The following is a 20,163-nucleotide window of genomic DNA, read 5'->3' on the forward strand; positions in this document are numbered from 1 at the left end:
TCGGTTGCACCAGTAAACAATCGTCTGTCGGTTTTAGTCAAACCAGTTACCACAACGTCTGATAATACTTGTGCATCGCTTTTCAATAGCACTTTCATGTTGGTGGTTCCTTTAAGTGTTTGAGCCACCATTCCAATATAACTAATAGTTACTTTGGGATTACTTTCATTCACCGAAAGCGTAAATTTACCGTCAATGTCGGTCACAGTAGCTATCTTTGTGCCCACAACTGTAACAGTTGCACCAATAACTGGTTCGTTATCAGCGGCACCAATAACCACTCCCGAGACTTTTGTTTGAGCTAAAGCAGTTCCTAAACAAAGGAAAATGCCAGCTAAAAACACAGCTAGTCTTTTCTTCATAAATTCTCTCTCTATTATTAATTAATGTGATACAAAAACTTTTTATCATGAGGTGAAGTCTTCAAGACTTTCCTAACGCCACTCTATTCCGTAGATTTGAATAAAGAGCTACACATAATGTATGTTTTGTTTCGATTTAAAACAAAATGGTGTCAACTACTAAAAAGAATGAAAGAAAAACAATATTTCAGTAGAGTTGTTAGCGAAAATAGGGAAAATGAAAATTTTTTACAAGCAAAAAAGCAAAAGAAATTGTTTCTATAACAAATCTTAACACTAAAATTGCATAAATCTATTAAATCTCGATATTTATGCAATTTACATACAGAAAGAGCCTACTTGTGTGATGTTTGTAATAAATTGAAAGCTAAGAGTGTGTTTATTTTGATTTTCTTCTATAAAATATTGAAAATAAAATAGTATTCGTTGTGAATTTAAATTGCATATTTATTCTGTTAAGAGCTTTTGTTGTCGGTTTAAAGGGCTTTTTTATTGCGAATAAAGATAATACTTGTTAAAATCAAGTTAGTTTGTATTCGTTTCTCGATTGTTGACGAAATGCAATGGAAAGGTAGAACTTTGGCATTTATATAGTCGACGTGTTGCAGATTGAAAGCTATTGAGTTAAGGCAGAAAAGTGACAGAAAACGTAAAACATTCATATTCTTTTGTTTACAATGCTCATTCCTTCGCTTTTCAAAAGCATTGATATTGCACTGCAAAAACATTGATATTGGTGTGTAATTGCATAGCTTTTATAGTGCAAAAGCATTGAGTTGAGAATCTAATTCAAAAACCTTTCCAACGCAATCGAAAAACAACCCCAAAGAACTAACAACGAATGTTGGAATAAACTAATAAGAATAAGCGATAGAAGGGTATTGGGGTAGCGAAGTAAAATAATGATAAAACTATCTATATTTTTATCGATTTTTTGTGTACTAATCGTATTAAATATGTATATTTGCATGTTGTTTGTTCTTGATGTCGGTAAAAGTGGTAGATAATTATCACTCAACGAAGTAAAGAATGTAATACAAAGAGTAGATAAAAAATATGTTTTGTAAGCTCTTTTATATTTCAACTTGAGCAATAAAAACTTGTTGTATACAAGCAGAAAATAACCATTAATTACGCAAAAGAAAGCACACGAAGATGAAAAAAACTATCTCTATGGCGCTATTATTGCTTATTGCAATATTCGCTAACGCACAGATGGCAACCCCAGTGAAGTCTTCTTCACAGTTAAAAATGGGTAAAGGCGCAGAAGCAGAAATGCTTTTTACGCTTACAATTGAGCCTAATTGGCACGTTTATTCAACCAATTTGGGTTCTGGAGGACCAACTGAAGCTGCCTTGAAGTTTGACAAAAAAGACGGAATTGAGCTTGTTGGTGGTTTAAAAGCAGTGGGCAAAGAAATTAGTAACTTTGACCAAATGTTCGGAATGAACCTTCGTTATTTCGAAAACCACGTAACATTCGTTCAAAAAATTAAGTTTACTAAGCCCGAATACACCATCGATGCTTTCTTAGAGTATGGTGCATGTAGCGACAAAATGTGTCTTCCTCCTTCTGAAGTTGCATTGAAGAAGAACGGAAAAGCACCCGTTACTGCGGCTGCTGACGCTACAAAAGACGTAAAAAAAAACGAAAGTGAGATAGAAAAAGACGCTGAAACGCCTGAAACGGTGACTGCATTGCCCGCAGATAGCGTTGTTCCTGCAAAGGTAGACACCTCTTCGGGCGTTGCAAGTGGAGATCTTTGGACTCCCGTTGTGAAAGAACTTCAGGCAAAAGACGGCGTTAGCGACATCGCACAACAGTCTATTTTTTACATCTTTTGCATGGGATTCTTGGGCGGATTGTTGGCACTTTTCACACCATGTGTATGGCCAATTATCCCTATGACCGTTAGTTTCTTCCTCAAAAGAAATAAAGATAAAAGCAAAGGATTGCGTGATGCAATAACCTATGGTATTTCTATTGTGGTGATTTATGTCGCATTAGGCTTGGTTATTACATCTATATTTGGTGCAAGTAGACTAAATGATTTGGCTACAAATGCGATATTCAACATCGTGTTCTGTGCGCTTTTAGTTGTATTTGCACTGTCTTTCTTTGGCTGGTTCGAGATAAAACTTCCCGAAAAATGGGCTAACTCAGTAGACAATAAAGCCAATAACACAAGTGGATTGATATCTATCTTCCTCATGGCTTTCACCCTTTCGTTGGTAAGTTTCTCTTGTACAGGTCCAATTATTGGCTTCCTTTTGGTGCAAGTAAGTACAACTAACAGCATAGCAGCACCCGCAATTGGTATGTTTGGCTTTGCTCTTGCACTTGCATTGCCCTTCACTTTGTTTGCATTGTTCCCATCTTGGCTCAAACAAGCACCCAAATCAGGTAACTGGATGAACACCATTAAAGTTACATTGGGTTTCATTGAGCTTGCATTCGCATTGAAATTCTTCTCAGTTGCAGACCTTGCTTATGGTTGGCACTTATTAGATCGTGAGGTGTTCCTTGCTATTTGGATCGTAATATTCGGTATGTTGGGTCTTTATCTCATTGGAAAGCTTAAGTTTCCAAGCGACCTTGTGAATGGAGAAGATAAGGCAATGCCCGTTCCTGCGATAGCTCTTGGTATGGTATCTCTTGCCTTTACCGTTTATCTTGTACCAGGATTGTGGGGCGCACCCGTTAAAGCTGTAGGTGCTTTTGCGCCTCCTATCAATACACAAGACTTCAACTTAGATACCAAACAGGTACATGCTGCATACAAAGATTATGAAGAAGGAATGGCAGCAGCTAAGCAATTGGGTAAGCCAGTGATGATAGATTTCACAGGATTTGGCTGTGTTAACTGTCGTAAGATGGAGGCTTCGGTATGGACCGACCCACAAGTTGCAGCTAAGTTAACCAACGATTATGTCCTCATCTCTCTCTTTGTAGACGATAAGACACCACTTAAAGAACCTATTGTCGTTACAGAAAACGGACAAGAGCGCAAGCTTCGCACAATAGGAGATAAGTGGAGCTACCTTCAAAGAGTTAAGTTTGGTTCGAACACTCAACCTCAATATGTTGGACTCGACCACAACGGAAAACCTATTACTGGCTCATATAGCTATAAAGAAGATATTCCTGCCTACTTAGATTTCCTTGATAAGGGTCTTGAAACCTTTAGAAAAGCGCAACAAAAATAGGCTCATTGATTGATGAAACGAATGTATATCCCGCTCGATTCTTATATAAAGAAGACAGAACCCGCATTCGTTTCATCAATTGTTTTAAATAGACTATCTATAAGAAGTTATTTTATTCGAAAATAAAAGCAATGTTTTTGGTGTGTAATAGCAGTTCTTTTAGCATGCAAAAGCAATCCTTTTACAACCTAAAAGCAATTCTTTTTAATTCGACTATCTTTTCAATTGCCTTTCGAACCAATTCAGAAACATTATAATCAACACTTTAAATTAGCCTTAAACAATGATTAATGCAGAAACAAGAGCACAGATTATCAACCTTATTAATAAAGAAGTTGTGCCTGCAGTGGGCTGTACTGAGCCTATGGCAGTGGCATTGTGTGCCGCAAAAGCAGCCGAAGTGTTGGGCTGTAGACCGCAAAAAGTGAGAGCACAGCTAAGTGCAAACATCCTAAAAAACGCCATGGGAGTGGGTATTCCTGGCACAGGTATGATTGGATTGCCTATCGCAATTGCCTTAGGAACATTGATAGGGAAGAGCGAATATCAGTTAGAAGTGATTAAAGATCTCACTCCTGAGACCTTAGAAGAGGGCAAAGCCTTTATCAAAGAGCAACGAATAACGATCTTACGAAAGAGCAATATAGAAGAAAAACTATATATAGAGGTAGAGAGCTCTACTGAAACAAGCACGGCAACAGTCATCATTTCTTGCGCACATACTAATATTGTGTATGTCGAAAAAGATGGAAATGTGTTGTTAGATAATCGCACTACTCGCTCGGAATCATGTGAACAGAAAGATATTTCGCTTGATTTAAAGTTGGTTTACGACTTTGCAACCACTGCTCCCGTAGGTGAAATAGACTTCATTCTCAAAGCCAAAGACTATAATTTAAAGGCTGCCGAAGATTCGCTTAAAGGCAATTACGGCCATTGTTTAGGTAAAACTATGGACCGTCCGCTATCTCATGGCATCTTTGGAGATAGCATTTATTCGCACATTATCGCCAAAACTGCATCGGCATGTGATGCTCGTATGGGGGGAGCAATGATACCAGTGATGAGTAATTCAGGCTCAGGAAACCAAGGAATATGCGCTACTAACCCCGTAGTTGTATTCGCTTTAGAGAACAAAAACACCGAAGAGGAATTGGTGAGAGCCTTAATTTTAAGTCACTTAACCGCAATTTATATCAAACAAAGTCTTGGAAAGCTTTCCGCTTTGTGTGGTTGTGTGGTGGCTTCGATAGGCAGTAGCTGTGGAATTACCTACTTGATGGGAGGCGACTATGATAAGATTTGTCACTCAGTGAAGAACATGATAGCTAATTTAGCAGGTATGTTGTGCGACGGAGCCAAGCCAGGTTGCTCGCTAAAGATTAGCTCTGGCGTTTCAACCGCATTGCTTTCGGCTGTATTGTCAATGGAAGGTCGTTTCGTTACCGCTGCAGAAGGCATCGTAGATGATGATGTAGATAAGTCTATTCGCAACCTAACCAGTATTGGAGCCAATGCAATGAACCTCACAGACGAGATGGTTTTGAACATTATGGTGAACAAAAACGGTTGCTAAGTAATTATAATTCCTATTTATTGGTAAGCTGATTTTCTTATATTTGCCCGCTGTCTTCGTGCCGATAAGCTTATACTCCTATTAGATTAATAAGGTGTATGCTTAATAATAAGAAGGAGGAATGATGGCGAATGAAAAGAAATAAAGAGATAAAACGATTGCGTTGCTAAGAAATTAGTAGCGCAATTTTTATTTTGTGGCAATGCCTTTGAAAGCGGGCGGTGTAGGGTAGGGATGTAAAAGCAATGCTTTTGATTGGTAATTGCAGTGCTTTTAGAGGGTAATAACATTGCTATTACGAGCCAATATCATTGCTTTTGCACTGTCATTGTTTTGTGCTGTTTAATCGTTCTTGTGTCTTGTTTAATGCAGTGGAAAAGCCTTTGTGGTGCAAGAGTTCTTCCTTTCTTTTTAGTATAGATTGTTTTTGTCTTCTATTAAGGAATTAACTCATTTGTAAATAGATTTTTAATAAATTTTGTTTCATAATAGTTTGTTTTTTACATTCTACTTTCTTTTAAATAATAAAGATACTATGTTTGAGCTACTTAGCGTTATTTTGTTCTCTGTTTTATTGTTAATTACTTGCGTATTGATGTAAATCAAGTTTTAAATAATAAGAAATAGCTATCTAATTCTTTTACTTTGAAACTTAGTTCTCAAATTTATTGCTATTTAATACCTAAAAAGTTGGCTTCATACAGTTTTTATACAAGAAACAGTTAATATATGTTTAAATTGGAATGTAATTGCAACTTTCGCTTGCTTTGTTCGTCGCTTTTCCCTATTTTTGTAAAAATCGAAAAGAAGACTGTTTTAAATTTCAATTTCAAAGAATACGTTGTTTATTTATAATGAAACGTAAGAAATTGTTTGAGAGAGTATAAACTTGGATGTAAAAACTATTGTAAAGGCTTATTCTGTTTGTGAGTTGTAGCATAAAAAGATAAGTCCCACATCATTTATTATTATTTGTTATAAACCAAAAAGATTATGAGAAGAAAACTAACATTGATTTTTTTGAGTCTCTTTGTCGTCGTTTCTGCAGCTATTGCACAAACAACCGTAAAGGGATTAGTACTCTCTTCGGAGGGGAATGAACCTGTGATAGGTGCTTCAGTAAAGGTGGTTGGCGCAGATAAAGGCGTCATTACAGACACTGATGGTAATTTTTCGATAAGCGTAAACAGCTTAGACGAACGCTTGGAAGTATCATATATTGGTATGATTACTAAAATAGTGAAAGCCTCAAACAATTTAAAAGTAGTGTTAGATCCCGATCATAAACAGATAGATGAAGTGATTGTGGTGGCTTATGGTAAGCAAAAAAAAGAAGCATTTACGGGTGCAGCAGGTGTAGTAGGTAGCGAAACACTTAGCAAACGTGTTGTTTCTAATGCCTCAACAGCCCTTGCTGGTAGTGTAGCCGGTGTGCAAATGTATAGCACAAACGGTGCTCCTGGAGCAGATCCAGTCATTCGTGTTCGTGGTATTGGCTCTATTTCTTCAAGCAATAAACCTCTTATTATATTAGATGGTGTACCTTATGATGGTGATATCTCATCAATCAACCCTTCTGATATCGCTTCAATGACCGTATTGAAAGATGCTGCTTCGAACGCTATCTATGGTGCTCGTGGTGCTAATGGTGTTGTGATGATTACCACAAAGAATGGTAATACAGGCGATGCTAAGATTACTTTCGATGCTAAATGGGGTACAAACAGCCGCTTAATTCCACAATATGACATTATAAAAGACCCAGGACAGTATGTTCAAACACAGTTCAAGAGCCTTTATAATTCGCAACTTTACGCTGGACAATCAGCGGCAGATGCTTACGCTTACGCAACAGCTAGTATCTTTGATGCCAACAATGGTGGTTTAGGTTACCCTATTTACACTGTTCCAACAGGTGAAAATCTAATTAAAGAAGATTTCAGTATCAATCCAAATGCAAAGCTTGGATATTCTGATGGCACCTATTATTATACTCCAGACGATTGGTATAGCGCAGCTATTAAATCAAGTTTCCGTCAAGAGTACAATGCTTCTGTGTCTGGAAAGACTCCACGTTTGCAATATTATGCAGGTGTTGGCTACCTTGGAGATACAGGTTTGATTCCTAATTCAGAGTTCAAACGCTACTCAGCACGTGTTAATGCAGACTATCAAGCAAAGAAATGGTTGCGTATTGGTACCAATCTTGCTTACGCATATACCAACACTCGTTTGGCAGCTGACCAAGATTCAGAGACGGGTTACACCTCTGCTGGAAACGTATTCTACATCTCTAATAATATAGGTCCAGTGTATCCTCTTTACGTTCGTAATGCAGATGGCTCAATAAAGATCAACCCTGCAACAGGAAATCCTGTGTACGACTCAGGTAATAACACTAACTATAGCCGTGGAAACTTCGCTGGTAATGCTGTACGTGATGTGTATTATAACAAAGGAAACTCTGATCGTGATGTGCTAACAAGCAAGGTTTATGCTCAAATAACACCAATCGAGCATCTTGTTTTAACTGCAAATATAGCAGCAAACCTTGTTAATCAACGTAAAAACGTGTTGTATAGCATCTTTGCTTCTGAAACAAATGCAGATGGAGTAGCAACAGTTTCTACTAAAAGAGCATTCGGCGTGAACAACCAATACTTAGCAGAATATAGCAATACATTCGGCAAACACAGCTTAAGTGCATTACTTGGATATGAAAAGTATCGTTATACTTACAAATATTTAAGTGCATCTAACGATCATCTTTACAACCCATTTATTAGCGAATTGAACAATGCTGCGAACGCACCTCAAAGCCGTCCAGAGTCATATGTAGACGAATACATGTCTCAAGGTATATTCTCTCGTTTGCAATATGATTACGAAGACAAGTATTTCGTTAGTGCTTCGTTCCGTAGAGACGCTTCTTCTGTGTTCCACAAAGATCACCGTTGGGGTAACTTTGGTAGTGTTGGAGCTGCTTGGTTGATAACAAAAGAACCATTTATGCAATCGCTTACATGGTTGAACTCATTGAAGCTAAAAGCAAGTTGGGGTAAACAAGGTAACGATGCGTTGTTGAATCCAACTACATCAAAGCGTCAATATTATGCTTATCAAGACTTTTATGCACCTTCATATAGCAACGGAAACTATTCATTAGTAATGACTTATAAAGGTAATAAAGATCTAACTTGGGAAACATCTTACAGCTTTAATACTGGACTTGAGTTCAGTGTGTTGAACAATCGCATAACAGGTAGTATTGATTTCTTTAGCCGTAAGACCGTAGACCTTATCTATAATAAGCCAGTTCCACCATCTTCTGGTATCGTAACAGGCTCAATTCCAACCAACATCGGTAGCGTTTTGAACACAGGTGTAGAGGTTGATTTGAACGGAGTGATATTAAAAGGAAACGATTTGCTATGGACTGCAAATCTAAACCTTACTCACTATAAGAATAAGATCTTATCGCTTTCACCTGAGTTAGAGGCTCTTGGAGGCCAAAAGGGTTCTGTATTTATTCGTAAAGTGGGCGGTTCACTTGCAAATGCTTATCTAAGAGAGTACGCAGGAGTAGATCCTTCAACTGGAGAAGCACGCTATTATAATGATCCCGACAATGGAGATTATAGCTATGCAACATCTTATAACGCTGCAACACGTACCGACTTAGGTGACCTTTTACCTAAACTTTACGGCGGATTCGGCACTCGTCTCGAGTTTAAGGGCTTCGATTTCTCTGCAATGTTCTCGTATCAGTTGGGCGGAAGAATATATGATGATGGCTATGCAATATTCATGCACACTGGATCTGGATCACGAGTGGGATACAATTGGCATAAAGATATCTTGAATGCATGGACTCCTGAGAATACAAATACAAACATACCACGTCTAAGTGCTGGTGATAATGTAACAAACAGCGCATCAAGTCGCTTCTTAATTAGCTCAGATTATTTAAGCATTAACAACTTAACTTTGGGTTATACTCTACCAAAGAACTGGCTAAATAATATTGGTTTACAAGCTGCAAGAGTATATTTGGCATGCGATAACCTAGCAGTTTTATCTGCACGTAAGGGTCTTGATCCACGTTATTCTTATGGTGCTTCAGGAAATAATGGTGCTTCTAGTGATTATCCTGCAATGCGTACAGTTACTGCAGGCGTACAAGTTACATTCTAAATAGGGGGAAATTATAATGAGATATACAAAATATTTATATACAGTTCTTGGTGTTGCACTACTGGTTAGCTGCTCGGATATCAACGATATCACTACACAAGGACACGATCTTTCTGCTGAACAAGTAGCAGAAACCAATAGAGTTAATCCTGAAAGACTAAAGGCAAGCGTCACAGGTCTATATCAAATTGCTGCCCTTCCGGGTAAAGTTTCTGACACAGACAATGATGCTGGAATCATGACTTACATGCTTTCGGCAGATTGTAACGGTCCTGATATGACCAGTACTGCAGCTGGTTACAACTGGTATTCGCCCTCTTCGAACTACTCAGACCACTTAAGTTCAACAACAATTAATGCAGTTGGCTACAATACTTGCTACAATCAGATAGAGGCTGCCAATACAATTCTAAGACAAATAGATGAGTCTACAGCCACAGCTACACAAAAACACTATATCGGTAATGCAAGATTTTGTAGAGCATTTGATTACTTGTTGCTTGCAACTCGTTATCAATTGAACTATCAAGTGGATAAAACTGCACTTTGTGTGCCTCTTGTTACAGAGAAAACAGACAATGTTTACAATAACAAACGTGCCACAGTTGAAGAAATTTACAATCAAATTATATCAGACTTAACATCTGCAATTGAGCTACTTCAAGGCTATCAACGTCCTGATAAGAGATATGCTAACGTGGCAGTAGCTAATGGTTTGCTTGCAAGAACATACCTTGCTATGGGCGAATACGCAAAAGCTGCAGAGTATGCACAAAAGGCTATCGATGCAACCGATGCGCAACCAGCATCAATAAGCGATGTGTCTAAGCCAGCATTCTGCGACGCTTCGAAAGAAAACAACTGGATGTGGGGTATTCTTTTAACTGTAGATGATATCTCTTCTCAGTCTATTGCACCCATGAGTTCACAGCTTTCATCATTCCCCGGCTATGGTTATACAGGCGCAGGAGCATGTTATAAGGACATTAATGTATTGTTATACAACAAGATTCCATCGACAGATGTGCGCAAAGAATGGTGGGTTGGACCTTCAAAAACCAACAGTCATTTAAATGGATTGACATGGGAAGAGGCTGGAGTAACATTGAAAGGCAATGAGATTATCACAGGTTCATTAGAATCAAAGCAACCATTTAGAGTTTATACCAACGTGAAGTTTGGTATGAAAGGAGGGCTTGGTTCACCCAACAACAATAACGACTCGCCTCTAATGCGTGTAGAAGAGATGTATTTAATCAAGGCAGAAGGACTTGCAATGAGCGGTAATTTAGCTGCAGGAAAGCAAGTGTTAGAAGACTTTGTGAAGACATATAGAGACCCATCATATAGTGTTACAGCTACAACAGCAGCGGCTTTCCAAAACGAAGTGTGGTTCCAACGTCGTGTAGAACTATGGGGTGAGGGCTTCTCAATGTACGATTTGTTGCGCTTGCAAAAGCCACTTGTACGCTTCCACGCTGGCAAAGAGACCAATGTTGTAACCCGTTACCGCTTCAATATGCCTGCAAACGATCCTTACTATGCATATCGTTTCACTCAAAAAGAGCGTGACAACAACAAGGGAATAGTAGATAACACCACAGGAAAAGAACCTGTTTCAGGACAAAATGGTGACCTAAGAGATGGTGTTACCGATTAAATAGATATTTATTTGGTTTATATATAAAGTAGAGTTACTTGCTAATCGCATAGATTTAGCAGGTAACTCTTTTTCGTTTCAAGTGCTCAAAGAGCCTCATTTGTGGCAACTTATATCGAAAAAGTGGTATATTTGCAAATAAAACGCATTTTAAGTACAAGATAAAAGCATAACAATAGATATGATGAAGTGGTTAGATCTCATAACAAACAAACGCTTAGGAGAAGAAAATAAGCACTATTCTCGAATGGACGATAGGTCAGAATTCAAGCGAGACTACGACCGTTTGATCTTTTCGGCACCCTTTCGACGTCTTCAAAACAAAACACAAGTGTTCCCATTGCCAGGTAGTGTGTTCGTACATAACCGCTTAACGCACAGCTTAGAGGTAGCTTCTGTGGGCATGTCGTTGGGCAATGACGTGGCAAAAAAATTATGTTTGAAACACCCTTCATTGCAAAACACCTTGTTTGAAGAGATTGGAACCATTGTTAGTGCGGCCTGCTTGGCTCACGATTTGGGCAATCCTCCCTTTGGACATAGTGGAGAAAGCGCCATACAATCTTATTTTTTAGAGGGTGAAGGGGCGCAACTTCAACCGCTATTAAAACCCGAAGTGTGGAGCGATATCACCCATTTCGAAGGCAATGCCAATACCTTCCGCTTGCTCACCCATAGATTTAAGGGGCGACGAGAAGGCGGATTTGCGATGACCTACACCACTCTTGCATCGATAGTGAAATATCCTTCGTCGTCGAACGCATCTCAAAAGAAAGGTAAGTTTGGCTTCTTTACCGAAGAAAAAGACGTGTTTCAGCGTGTGGCTAACGAACTAACCATTCCTTGTTTGCACGAGAATGGTTCAGAATTGCGCTATGCTCGTCACCCACTTGTGTATCTTGTTGAGGCTGCCGACGATATTTGTTACGAGGTGATGGACATCGAAGACAGTCATAAACTCAAGATCTTGTCGTTCGACGAAACCCAAAATCTCTTGCTTTCGTTCTTTACTTCAGAGCGAAGAACACAGATATTGCAACGCATAGAAGAGGAAGAGCTTACAGATAAAAATGAAATTATAGCTTATTATCGTGCTAATGTGATTGGAGCATTGATTCGTTCGTGTGTGAAAGTGTTTGTGGATAACGAAGAAAAGATATTGAGTGGTACTTTCGAAGGGGCGTTGATGAAACACATCGACAAGCATCTTTATGAGGCATATCAGCATTGTGTGCGTTTATCTATCAAGCAAATATACAACAGTGCGCCCGTTCTAAATGTGGAGTTGAGCGGTTATAAGATCATTCAAACCTTGCTTCATTCTTTTGTTAACGCTGCTCTCGAGCCTCACAAGTTCTATTCTCAGCAGATTTTGAAGCAGTTTAGCGAGCAATACGACATCACTAACGAAGACTTGAATGTGCGAATTATGGCTGTGTTAGACTATATTAGCGGTATGACAGACTTATATGCGCTCAATATTTATCAGCGAATTAGCGGTATTTCGCTACCACTTGCATAGCTCATTTGTACCAATTAAGGACACTTATCCTTTCCTTTAGAATGGGGAGGACGATGATATAAGAATTGATTTTCTTTTTAATGCAGAACCCTTCTCGATGAGATACTAAAGTGAGGACAATTCTGTTCTCAACTAAAAGCATTGTTTTTGTAGAACGAAAGCAATGCTTTTATCATGTAAGCTCAATGCTTTTACGGCACAAAGTCTATGTAATTGCCAGATGCTTGCAAAGTGCCTGAAGAATAAAGGGATAGCAAAGGGTGGGAGAGAAGCAAGGAAATGCGCTTGAGCAAAGGTGCAATAAAACAAAAAGAGCTTAGTTACTCACCTATAAAAGCGGTGGCATCTAAACTCTTTCGTTGTTTCTTGTGGTAGAATCTTTGTTGCTTTGCGGTTCAGTTAATAACTAATCGCCAACAAAGAGTGGGTCGTCAGTTTTTGAATAAGTGTGAAACTTAATATTCGTCCTCGTTGAATAAGAAGTCTTCTTTAGAAGGATAATCAGGCCAAATGTCTTCAATACTCTCGTAAACATCGCCTTCGTCTTCTATTTCTTCAAGGTTTTCAATAACTTCAAGAGGTGCTCCCGAACGTGAAGCATAATCTAATAACTCTTCTTTTGTTGCGGGCCAAGGTGCATCTTCCAATTTAGATGCAAGTTCAAGTGTCCAATACATAGTTGTTATATTTTTTGTTTTTTGTTTAAATCAGTATTGAATAAAGAGCAGGTTTTGCGTTGAGTGTCTTTTAGTCTCAATTCGATTCACTCTTTATAGTTTTAATATTGCACTATAGCTGTTTTGTTCTTGTGGTGCAATTAGGCTTTTTCTTCTTACTGACTACAAAAATAACGATTTTTGTTTAATATGCAAAAGTTCTCTTATTTTTTTACTATTAAAGTGTAAATTTTTGTTTATTGCGTTCTATCTCTCCACTACTTGCCTTATAAACACGAGGTTGTGACGATGCAAGTGCAAATGTGGAGAGATCGAAAACTATTGCTTTTATTAATTATTGGGCTTGGGATAAGACACACGAGTGTGGTAAATCGACTTCAAACGCTCTATCAATACCTGCTTAGCAATGGCGATATCTTTAAACGTAATAGGGCAGTTGGTGAAGTAACCGCTATTCACTTGGTCGTCGATAAGTGTGTTTACCAAGTTCGAAATGCTTTCTTCTGTGTACTCAGGAAGCGATCTTGAGGCCGCTTCTACAGTGTCGGTCATCATCAATATGGCTTGTTCTCGAGTGAAAGGGTTAGGTCCTGGATATTGGAAAGGAGCCTTATCCACCTCTTCATCGGGGTGTTCATTTTGGTATTTAATATAGAAATACTTGGTAAGTCCTTCGCCATGGTGTGTCAAGATGAAGTCTTTTATGAACTGAGGAAGATTGTGTTTCTCTGCCATTCGTACGCCTTCGGTGACGTGACTGATGATGATTCGTGCACTTTCTTTATATGGAAGGTTGTTGTGAGGATTGTTTCCTGCTTGGTTTTCGGTGAAGAAAGCGGGCGAAATCATCTTTCCGATGTCGTGATAAAGAGCTCCTGTACGAAGCAATAAACTATTGGCTCCAATCTTATTAGCTATCGCTGCCGCCAAGTTTGCAACGGTAATAGAGTGTTGGAAGGTTCCAGGTGCAATCTCACTCATCTCTCTTATCAAGCTTTTATTGGTGTCTGATAACTCAAACAGCGTAACATCAGATATAAATCCAAATGTTTTCTCGATAAGATACATCAGCGGATAAGCCAATAAAAGTAGCACTCCGTTGGCAATGAAGTGATAATACATCTCGTGATCGAGTGCAACTCCACTATCGTCTTGCATAAATTGTAATGCAAAGTAAATGGCTGCCGAGGATAAAGTGACGAAAAGAGCAGCTTTAAGAATCTGTGATCGTTGTGAAAGTTCACGCAAAGAGTAGAGTCCAGCCATTCCAGATACCAGTTGAACAATGATGAATTCGAACTGATATTTAACGGCTGCGGCACATAAAAGCGTGGTAATAGTGTGCGTTAAGAATGCTGTTCGGGTGTCCATAAACACACGGGTGAAAATGGGAACCATAGCAAACGGAATGATATAAACGCTGAAAAAGTTCTTACTTACAATGATAGACACCAGTATGGGGAACAGGGTTATCATGGTGTAGAGCATCGCAATGTTTCGAGTGTTATTGAAATAGTCTCTTCTAAACATTGCCAAATAGCATGTAAAGAGTCCAACTATGATAAAAACAAATATCAATTGCCCTATAAGTGTGCGTGTAATCTCGTTCGAAGACGAGTTTCTGCGGTGCATTTCACGCTCAAATGAATTGAGAACTCTATAAGTATAGTCGTCAACAATCTCGCCTCGGTCTATAATTTTCTGTCCACTTACCACAATTCCGCTTGCAACTGCAATGCTACTAAGCATGTCTGCCTTTTCAGTCTCAGTTCTTTTGCGGTCGTAAATGAGGTTGGGTTCGAGGAAATCGTTAAGGTCTGCCCTTTGAAGAATAGCCTTTTGAGCTACCAAACTCTCATCGTTTAGAAGCTGTTCGTATGCCGACAAGGTAGAATAAATGCAGTTTAAAGCTATGCTTTGCGCCTCTTTTCCTGCCACAACACGTATTGCAGCCGATGAATCTTTGGCCATTTCGTTATACTCTTTCGTATAAATAATGCCCGTTTGGTATAGTCTATGCAATCTGTTTAGAATGATATTCTTATACTCCTTTGGTAAATTTGGAATACCATCTTTAAACTTCTCGTTGAAACGAGCTATGTTGGTGGCTTCTACCGAGGGCGAATAATTATAGTAAGGCATAAACATTTGCAAAAGAGAGTCTTGCTCTTTCTTTATCGTTTCGTCAGTCTTATAAACAGGAAAGTCGAACTTTGCAATGAAAGGACCATACACCCAAGGACGTCCAATGTCGTATCTAAACTGCTGTTCTTTATTTCTTGGCAAGAACCAAACAATGAGTACGACACTTAAAAGAATAAGAGTTGCTATTGATAAGAAACCCTTTAAAAGATTATTTTTTATTGGATTGATTTGCATGTATCGAAAAAACTTTACTAAATTTACAGTGCGAAAATACAAAAAAAATACGCTAAAATAGAGAAAAAGATGTAATTTTGCACGAAATTTAATATCTTATATAATAGTAAGACTATGACAGATAGAAAAGTAAGAGTACGTTTTGCGCCCAGTCCTACAGGTGCTTTACATATCGGAGGCGTAAGAACTGCCCTTTATAATTACCTCTTTGCACGTCAGCATGGAGGCGACTTTGTGTTTAGAATCGAAGATACTGACTCGAATAGATTTGTTCCTGGTGCTGAAGAATACATCATAGAATCATTCCGTTGGTTAGGTCTTACATTTGATGAAGGCGTTGGTTTGGGCGGAGAATATGGTCCTTATCGTCAAAGTGAACGTCGACATATCTATAAAAAATATGTAGATGAGCTTTTAGAAAACGACAAAGCATACATCGCTTTCGATACTCCTGAAGAGTTAGAAGCTAAACGTAACGAGATAACTAACTTCCAATACGACGCAAGTACACGTCAATTGATGCGTAACTCTTTAACAATGAGTAAAGAAGAGTGCGAAAAACGCATCGCAGATGGTGAACAATATGTTGTTCGTTTCAAAGTAGAACCAGGCATAGACGTACACGTTCACGACCTTATTCGTGGCGAAGTGGTTATCAAGAGCGATATCATCGACGATAAAGTGCTTTACAAAAGTGCCGATGAATTGCCCACTTATCACTTAGCAAACATTGTAGACGACCACTTAATGCTTATCTCTCACGTCATAAGAGGTGAAGAATGGCTACCAAGTGCGCCTTTACATGTATTGTTATACGAAGCCTTTGGCTGGCAAGATACAATGCCTCAGTTTGCTCATTTACCACTACTTCTTAAACCAGAAGGCAAAGGTAAGCTTAGTAAACGTGACGGAGATAGACTTGGTTTCCCTGTTTTTCCATTAGAATGGAAGGATCCTAAGACTGGAGAAGTATCGTCTGGATTTAGAGAATGTGGCTATTTCCCCGAAGCAGTAATCAACTTCTTGGCTCTATTAGGATGGAATCCAGGAACCGAACAAGAGCTATTTACATTAGAAGAGCTTGTTAATGCGTTCGATATTACAAAGTGTAGCAAGTCTGGAGCACGCTTTGATTATCAAAAAGGAATATGGTTTAACCACGAATATATTTTGCACAAGAGCAACGAAGAGATAGCAAAACTCTTCGCATGTGTGGTTGCAAACAATGGAGTCGACGAGACATTAGAGCGCATTACGCTTGTTGTTTCGATGATGAAAGACCGAGTTAACTTTGTACATGAATTGTGGCCATTGTGCTCTTTCTTCTTCCTTCCACCATTAGAGTACGACGAAAAGACTGTAAAGAAGCGTTGGAAAGAGAATTCTGCACAAGTAATGACCGAGCTTGCAGGCGTTCTTGAGTCGTTAGACGACTTTAGTATTGAGCATCAAGAGCAGGTTGTGATGGCTTGGGTCGAAGAAAAAGGCTACAAATTAGGCGATGTTATGAATGCCTTCCGATTAGTATTGGTTGGTATTGGCAAAGGACCTGGAATGTTCGACATCTCTGCTTTCCTTGGAAAAGAAGAGACCTTGCGCCGTATTCGCCGTGCAGTTGAAGTATTAAAGTAAAAGAATTAGACAATAAAAGTGCTATGAGAGCAACCCTCTCTATAGCACTTTATCTTTGTTTTGCAATGCTTTTGAATAACAAAAGAAGCCATATTACATCGTAAAAGAAGCCCAATTGCGCAGCAAAAGCATTTCAATTAACAAATATATTTCGTTGAATTAAAAAATAAGAACGTTTTGTATCACATAGCAATATACCTCTATTTAATAGGAGTCGCTATTCTCTCACTCTTTAATCGCAAAGTAAAGAAGATGTGGAAGGGCGAACGTGAAGCCGTGAAAACGCTGAGGGAGAAAGTAGATCCCAATGCAAAATACATTTGGTTTCACGCTGCTTCGCTTGGAGAATTTGAACAAGGACGTCCTCTTATTGAGTATATTCGCAAACATTATCCAAGTTATAAGATTCTACTTACCTTCTTTTCGCCTTCAGGATACGAAGTTCGTAAAGACTATGAGCATGCTGATATAGTGTGTTATTTGCCTTTAGACACCGTATTTAATGCACGAAGATTCTTAAATGCCATACGTCCCAGCATGGTGTTCTTCATTAAATACGAGTTTTGGTATAACTACTTGCACATCTTAAAGAAAAGAAATATACCCGTATATAGCGTTAGTAGCATCTTCAGACCCAATCAAATCTTCTTCCGTTGGTATGCTTACGAATATCGAAAGGTATTGAAGTGCTTCACACATTTCTTTGTTCAGAATGAGAAAAGCAAAGAATTACTTTCCACAATAGGTATTTATAATGTAGATGTAGTGGGCGATACACGTTTCGATAGAGTGTTAGATATAAAGGAACAAGCTAAAGATTTGCCCCTTGTTCAAGCCTTTATCGCCAATAAACCCACCTTTGTTGCAGGTTCAAGTTGGGCTCCCGACGAGCAAATCTTTATTAAATACTTCAACGAACACCCCAATTGGAAACTCATTATCGCTCCTCATGTGGTGAATAAAGAGCACATCGACAGCATCAAAGCACAGATTTCAGGTCGTGTAGTGCTGTATAGTCAGGCGTCAAAAGCCGATGTTGAGACCGCAGATTGCATGATAATCGATTGCTATGGCTTGCTTTCGAGCATCTATCGATATGGAAATATCGCTTATGTTGGAGGCGGATTTGGAGTAGGAATACACAATGTTCTCGAGGCAGCAGTGTGGAATATTCCCGTAATCTTTGGTCCAAATAATCGTAATTTCATGGAAGCTCGCAATCTAATTGCCGCTTCTGGAGGCTTTGAAATCAGCTCTTACGCTAACTTTGAGGCGTTAATGCAACGTTTTTCACAATCTCCAGCCTTCTTAGAGCAAAGCGGAAACAATGCAGGACAATTCGTAAAAGACTTTACAGGAGCCACCACTCGAGTGCTAAGTCATATCGAATTGTAAACAAAGGGGCATCTTTCATTAAACGATTGTCGATATTTAGGAAGGCGATTATATCCACGTTGATAGATATAAGTTGCTTTTATTCAGTTTATTATTCAATAAGTTTAACGCAAAAAGAATTGTTTTAGCTATGAATTCGATGAGAGATAAGAATACCGTTCGAGAGCTATTACAATCTTTCGAGCAAGATGTTTCGAGCGAATATCTATTTCGAAACATTCCCAAAGCGCAATTTTTACGAGATTTACAACACGACATTGCTCACCCCAACACCATCTTTCAAGGCGAAAATGGAACCTGTGGGGCTGCCGTTTTGTGCAAGTATTTAGTAGAAGAGCACGTTGTTGTGTATGTAGAAATGGCGTTATCGTTGTATAAAAACGGCACATTCACCCGAAATAAGCTACACCTTTCTATTCCCAAATCCATGCTTAAAGAGATCAATGAACGACTCCAACGCATGACAATCAATAGCGTTTCGGCCATTATGCAAGGTGCATTAACGCATCATCAGAACCTCCTTTTGTCGTATAATGCCTTGAAGCACGGCTCAGGTTGTCGTTCCTTTATGTGGCAATGGTATCCTCCTAAATTCATCAAACAGCTTTTAGACATACCCGTAAAGATGCTTTTGCTACCCCCAATGCGCACCCTTCAATCCATAAATTTTAGCGAATTCTTTGTCATTGGCTTAGTGCATCACAACAAAAAACAATTAAGTTGTGGCTTTCCAAACCATTATATCGAGTTGAAAAGCTGTGGAGAAGAGAGAGGATATTATTGGACTTGGGGCGAAAACACCTTGCGCACCTTTGCCAATAAACGCCTGCCTTTGAAGTTCTTCATTGCCTATTTGGTGCCACGAACAAAGCAAAAAGAAGAGGATTGAGATAAAAAAGGACACCAAGAACATGGTGTTCTTAGTGAATTTGTCGGGATGAGGCGACTCGAACGCCCGACTCCTACGTCCCGAACGTAGTGCGCTACCAACTGCGCTACATCCCGATTAGGGAGGAAAAGAACAAAATTTGATTCATAAAACCCTAATTATACCCCAAAGATACACTTTTTTTTAACACGTTAAATAAATTGTTTGCAAAAAGTTTGGCAGATAAATAAAAAAGCATTACCTTTGCAAACGCAATTAAGAAACAATGGTACCATAGCTCAGTTGGTAGAGCAAAGGACTGAAAATCCTTGTGTCCCCGGTTCGATTCCTGGTGGTACCACACTTCAAAAAGAGGTTTATTACTTTCAAAGTAGTAAACCTTTTTTTCGTATATACCCTTTAAGTCGTTTGCAAAGGGTTTGCAATTCCCTTCAAAAAGCATAGCTTTTACAGCGCAAAAGGATTGCTTTTACAACCTAAAAGCATTGATATTAGAGTGTAAAAGTAGGGCTTTTATTTTTCAATTGAAAAGTATTTGAAAATCAAGAAGATAGATAGTGAGGCATAAAAGCTTATTTCTTCTCACTTTTTTGGTGTTCATCTTTCGACATTTTAGCAAGAGTTTTTCTCATTCTTCGGGCTATATTCTCCCTTACTTAAAAGGAAAAAG

At 38.8% G+C, this 20,163-nt stretch carries 11 protein-coding genes and 2 tRNA genes; 9 read left to right on the forward strand and 4 right to left on the reverse strand.

The window, feature by feature from the left end:
* Window positions 1-362, reverse strand: a 362-nt coding sequence (locus A3GM_RS11250) for a carboxypeptidase-like regulatory domain-containing protein (RefSeq protein ID WP_026216139.1), incomplete at its 3' end; no start/stop codon positions are given.
* A gap of 1,155 nt (window positions 363-1,517) precedes the next feature.
* On the opposite strand from A3GM_RS11250, the gene A3GM_RS0110425 reads away from it, so the two are divergent.
* The 5 genes from A3GM_RS0110425 (at window position 1,518) to A3GM_RS0110445 (ending at window position 12,521) form a co-directional block, all read left to right on the forward strand.
* On the forward strand, window positions 1,518-3,569 hold the full coding sequence (locus A3GM_RS0110425) for a protein-disulfide reductase DsbD family protein (protein WP_018363308.1): 2,052 nt from the start codon (window positions 1,518-1,520) through the stop codon (window positions 3,567-3,569).
* A 283-nt stretch (window positions 3,570-3,852) separates the two neighbouring features.
* A complete protein-coding gene (locus tag A3GM_RS0110430; protein WP_018363309.1) occupies window positions 3,853-5,145 on the forward strand; it encodes an L-cysteine desulfidase family protein in 1,293 nt (430 codons plus the stop codon).
* Window positions 5,146-6,138: 993 nt separating this feature from the next.
* On the forward strand, window positions 6,139-9,339 hold the full coding sequence (locus A3GM_RS0110435; protein WP_018363310.1) for a SusC/RagA family TonB-linked outer membrane protein: 3,201 nt from the start codon (window positions 6,139-6,141) through the stop codon (window positions 9,337-9,339).
* Between the two features lie 16 nt (window positions 9,340-9,355).
* A complete protein-coding gene (locus tag A3GM_RS0110440) occupies window positions 9,356-10,999 on the forward strand; it encodes a RagB/SusD family nutrient uptake outer membrane protein (protein ID WP_018363311.1) in 1,644 nt (547 codons plus the stop codon).
* Between the two features lie 184 nt (window positions 11,000-11,183).
* Window positions 11,184-12,521, forward strand: a complete 1,338-nt coding sequence (locus A3GM_RS0110445) for a deoxyguanosinetriphosphate triphosphohydrolase (RefSeq protein ID WP_018363312.1) — start codon at window positions 11,184-11,186, stop codon at window positions 12,519-12,521.
* Window positions 12,522-12,976: 455 nt separating this feature from the next.
* On the opposite strand, the gene A3GM_RS0110450 is transcribed toward A3GM_RS0110445, so the two are convergent.
* Window positions 12,977-13,198 (reverse strand): DUF2795 domain-containing protein, encoded by a 222-nt coding sequence (locus tag A3GM_RS0110450; RefSeq protein WP_009228605.1) that lies wholly within the window; start codon window positions 13,196-13,198, stop codon window positions 12,977-12,979.
* Between the two features lie 330 nt (window positions 13,199-13,528).
* Entirely contained in the window at window positions 13,529-15,577 is a 2,049-nt protein-coding gene (locus tag A3GM_RS0110455; RefSeq protein ID WP_018363313.1) for an HD family phosphohydrolase, read from the reverse strand.
* Window positions 15,578-15,691: 114 nt separating this feature from the next.
* Between A3GM_RS0110455 and gltX the strand changes: the two genes are divergently transcribed.
* From gltX to A3GM_RS0110470, 3 genes are all read left to right on the forward strand, one after another.
* The gene (gene gltX / locus A3GM_RS0110460; RefSeq protein ID WP_018363314.1) at window positions 15,692-17,209 is read left to right on the forward strand and encodes a glutamate--tRNA ligase; all 1,518 of its coding nucleotides are present in this window, start codon (window positions 15,692-15,694) and stop codon (window positions 17,207-17,209) included.
* Window positions 17,210-17,386: 177 nt separating this feature from the next.
* Window positions 17,387-18,604, forward strand: coding sequence for a 3-deoxy-D-manno-octulosonic acid transferase (locus tag A3GM_RS0110465; protein WP_025830199.1), 1,218 nt, complete (start codon window positions 17,387-17,389; stop codon window positions 18,602-18,604).
* Window positions 18,605-18,734: 130 nt separating this feature from the next.
* Window positions 18,735-19,493 (forward strand): hypothetical protein, encoded by a 759-nt coding sequence (locus tag A3GM_RS0110470; protein ID WP_154648155.1) that lies wholly within the window; start codon window positions 18,735-18,737, stop codon window positions 19,491-19,493.
* Window positions 19,494-19,536: 43 nt separating this feature from the next.
* On the opposite strand, the gene A3GM_RS0110475 is transcribed toward A3GM_RS0110470, so the two are convergent.
* A tRNA-Pro gene (locus A3GM_RS0110475) sits at window positions 19,537-19,609 on the reverse strand.
* A 151-nt stretch (window positions 19,610-19,760) separates the two neighbouring features.
* Between A3GM_RS0110475 and A3GM_RS0110480 the strand changes: the two genes are divergently transcribed.
* Window positions 19,761-19,833 (forward strand) — tRNA-Phe (locus tag A3GM_RS0110480).
* The last annotated feature ends 330 nt before the right edge of the window (window positions 19,834-20,163 follow it).

The organism is Hoylesella nanceiensis DSM 19126 = JCM 15639, assembly GCF_000379965.1.
GTDB classification, from domain to species: domain Bacteria; phylum Bacteroidota; class Bacteroidia; order Bacteroidales; family Bacteroidaceae; genus Prevotella; species Prevotella nanceiensis.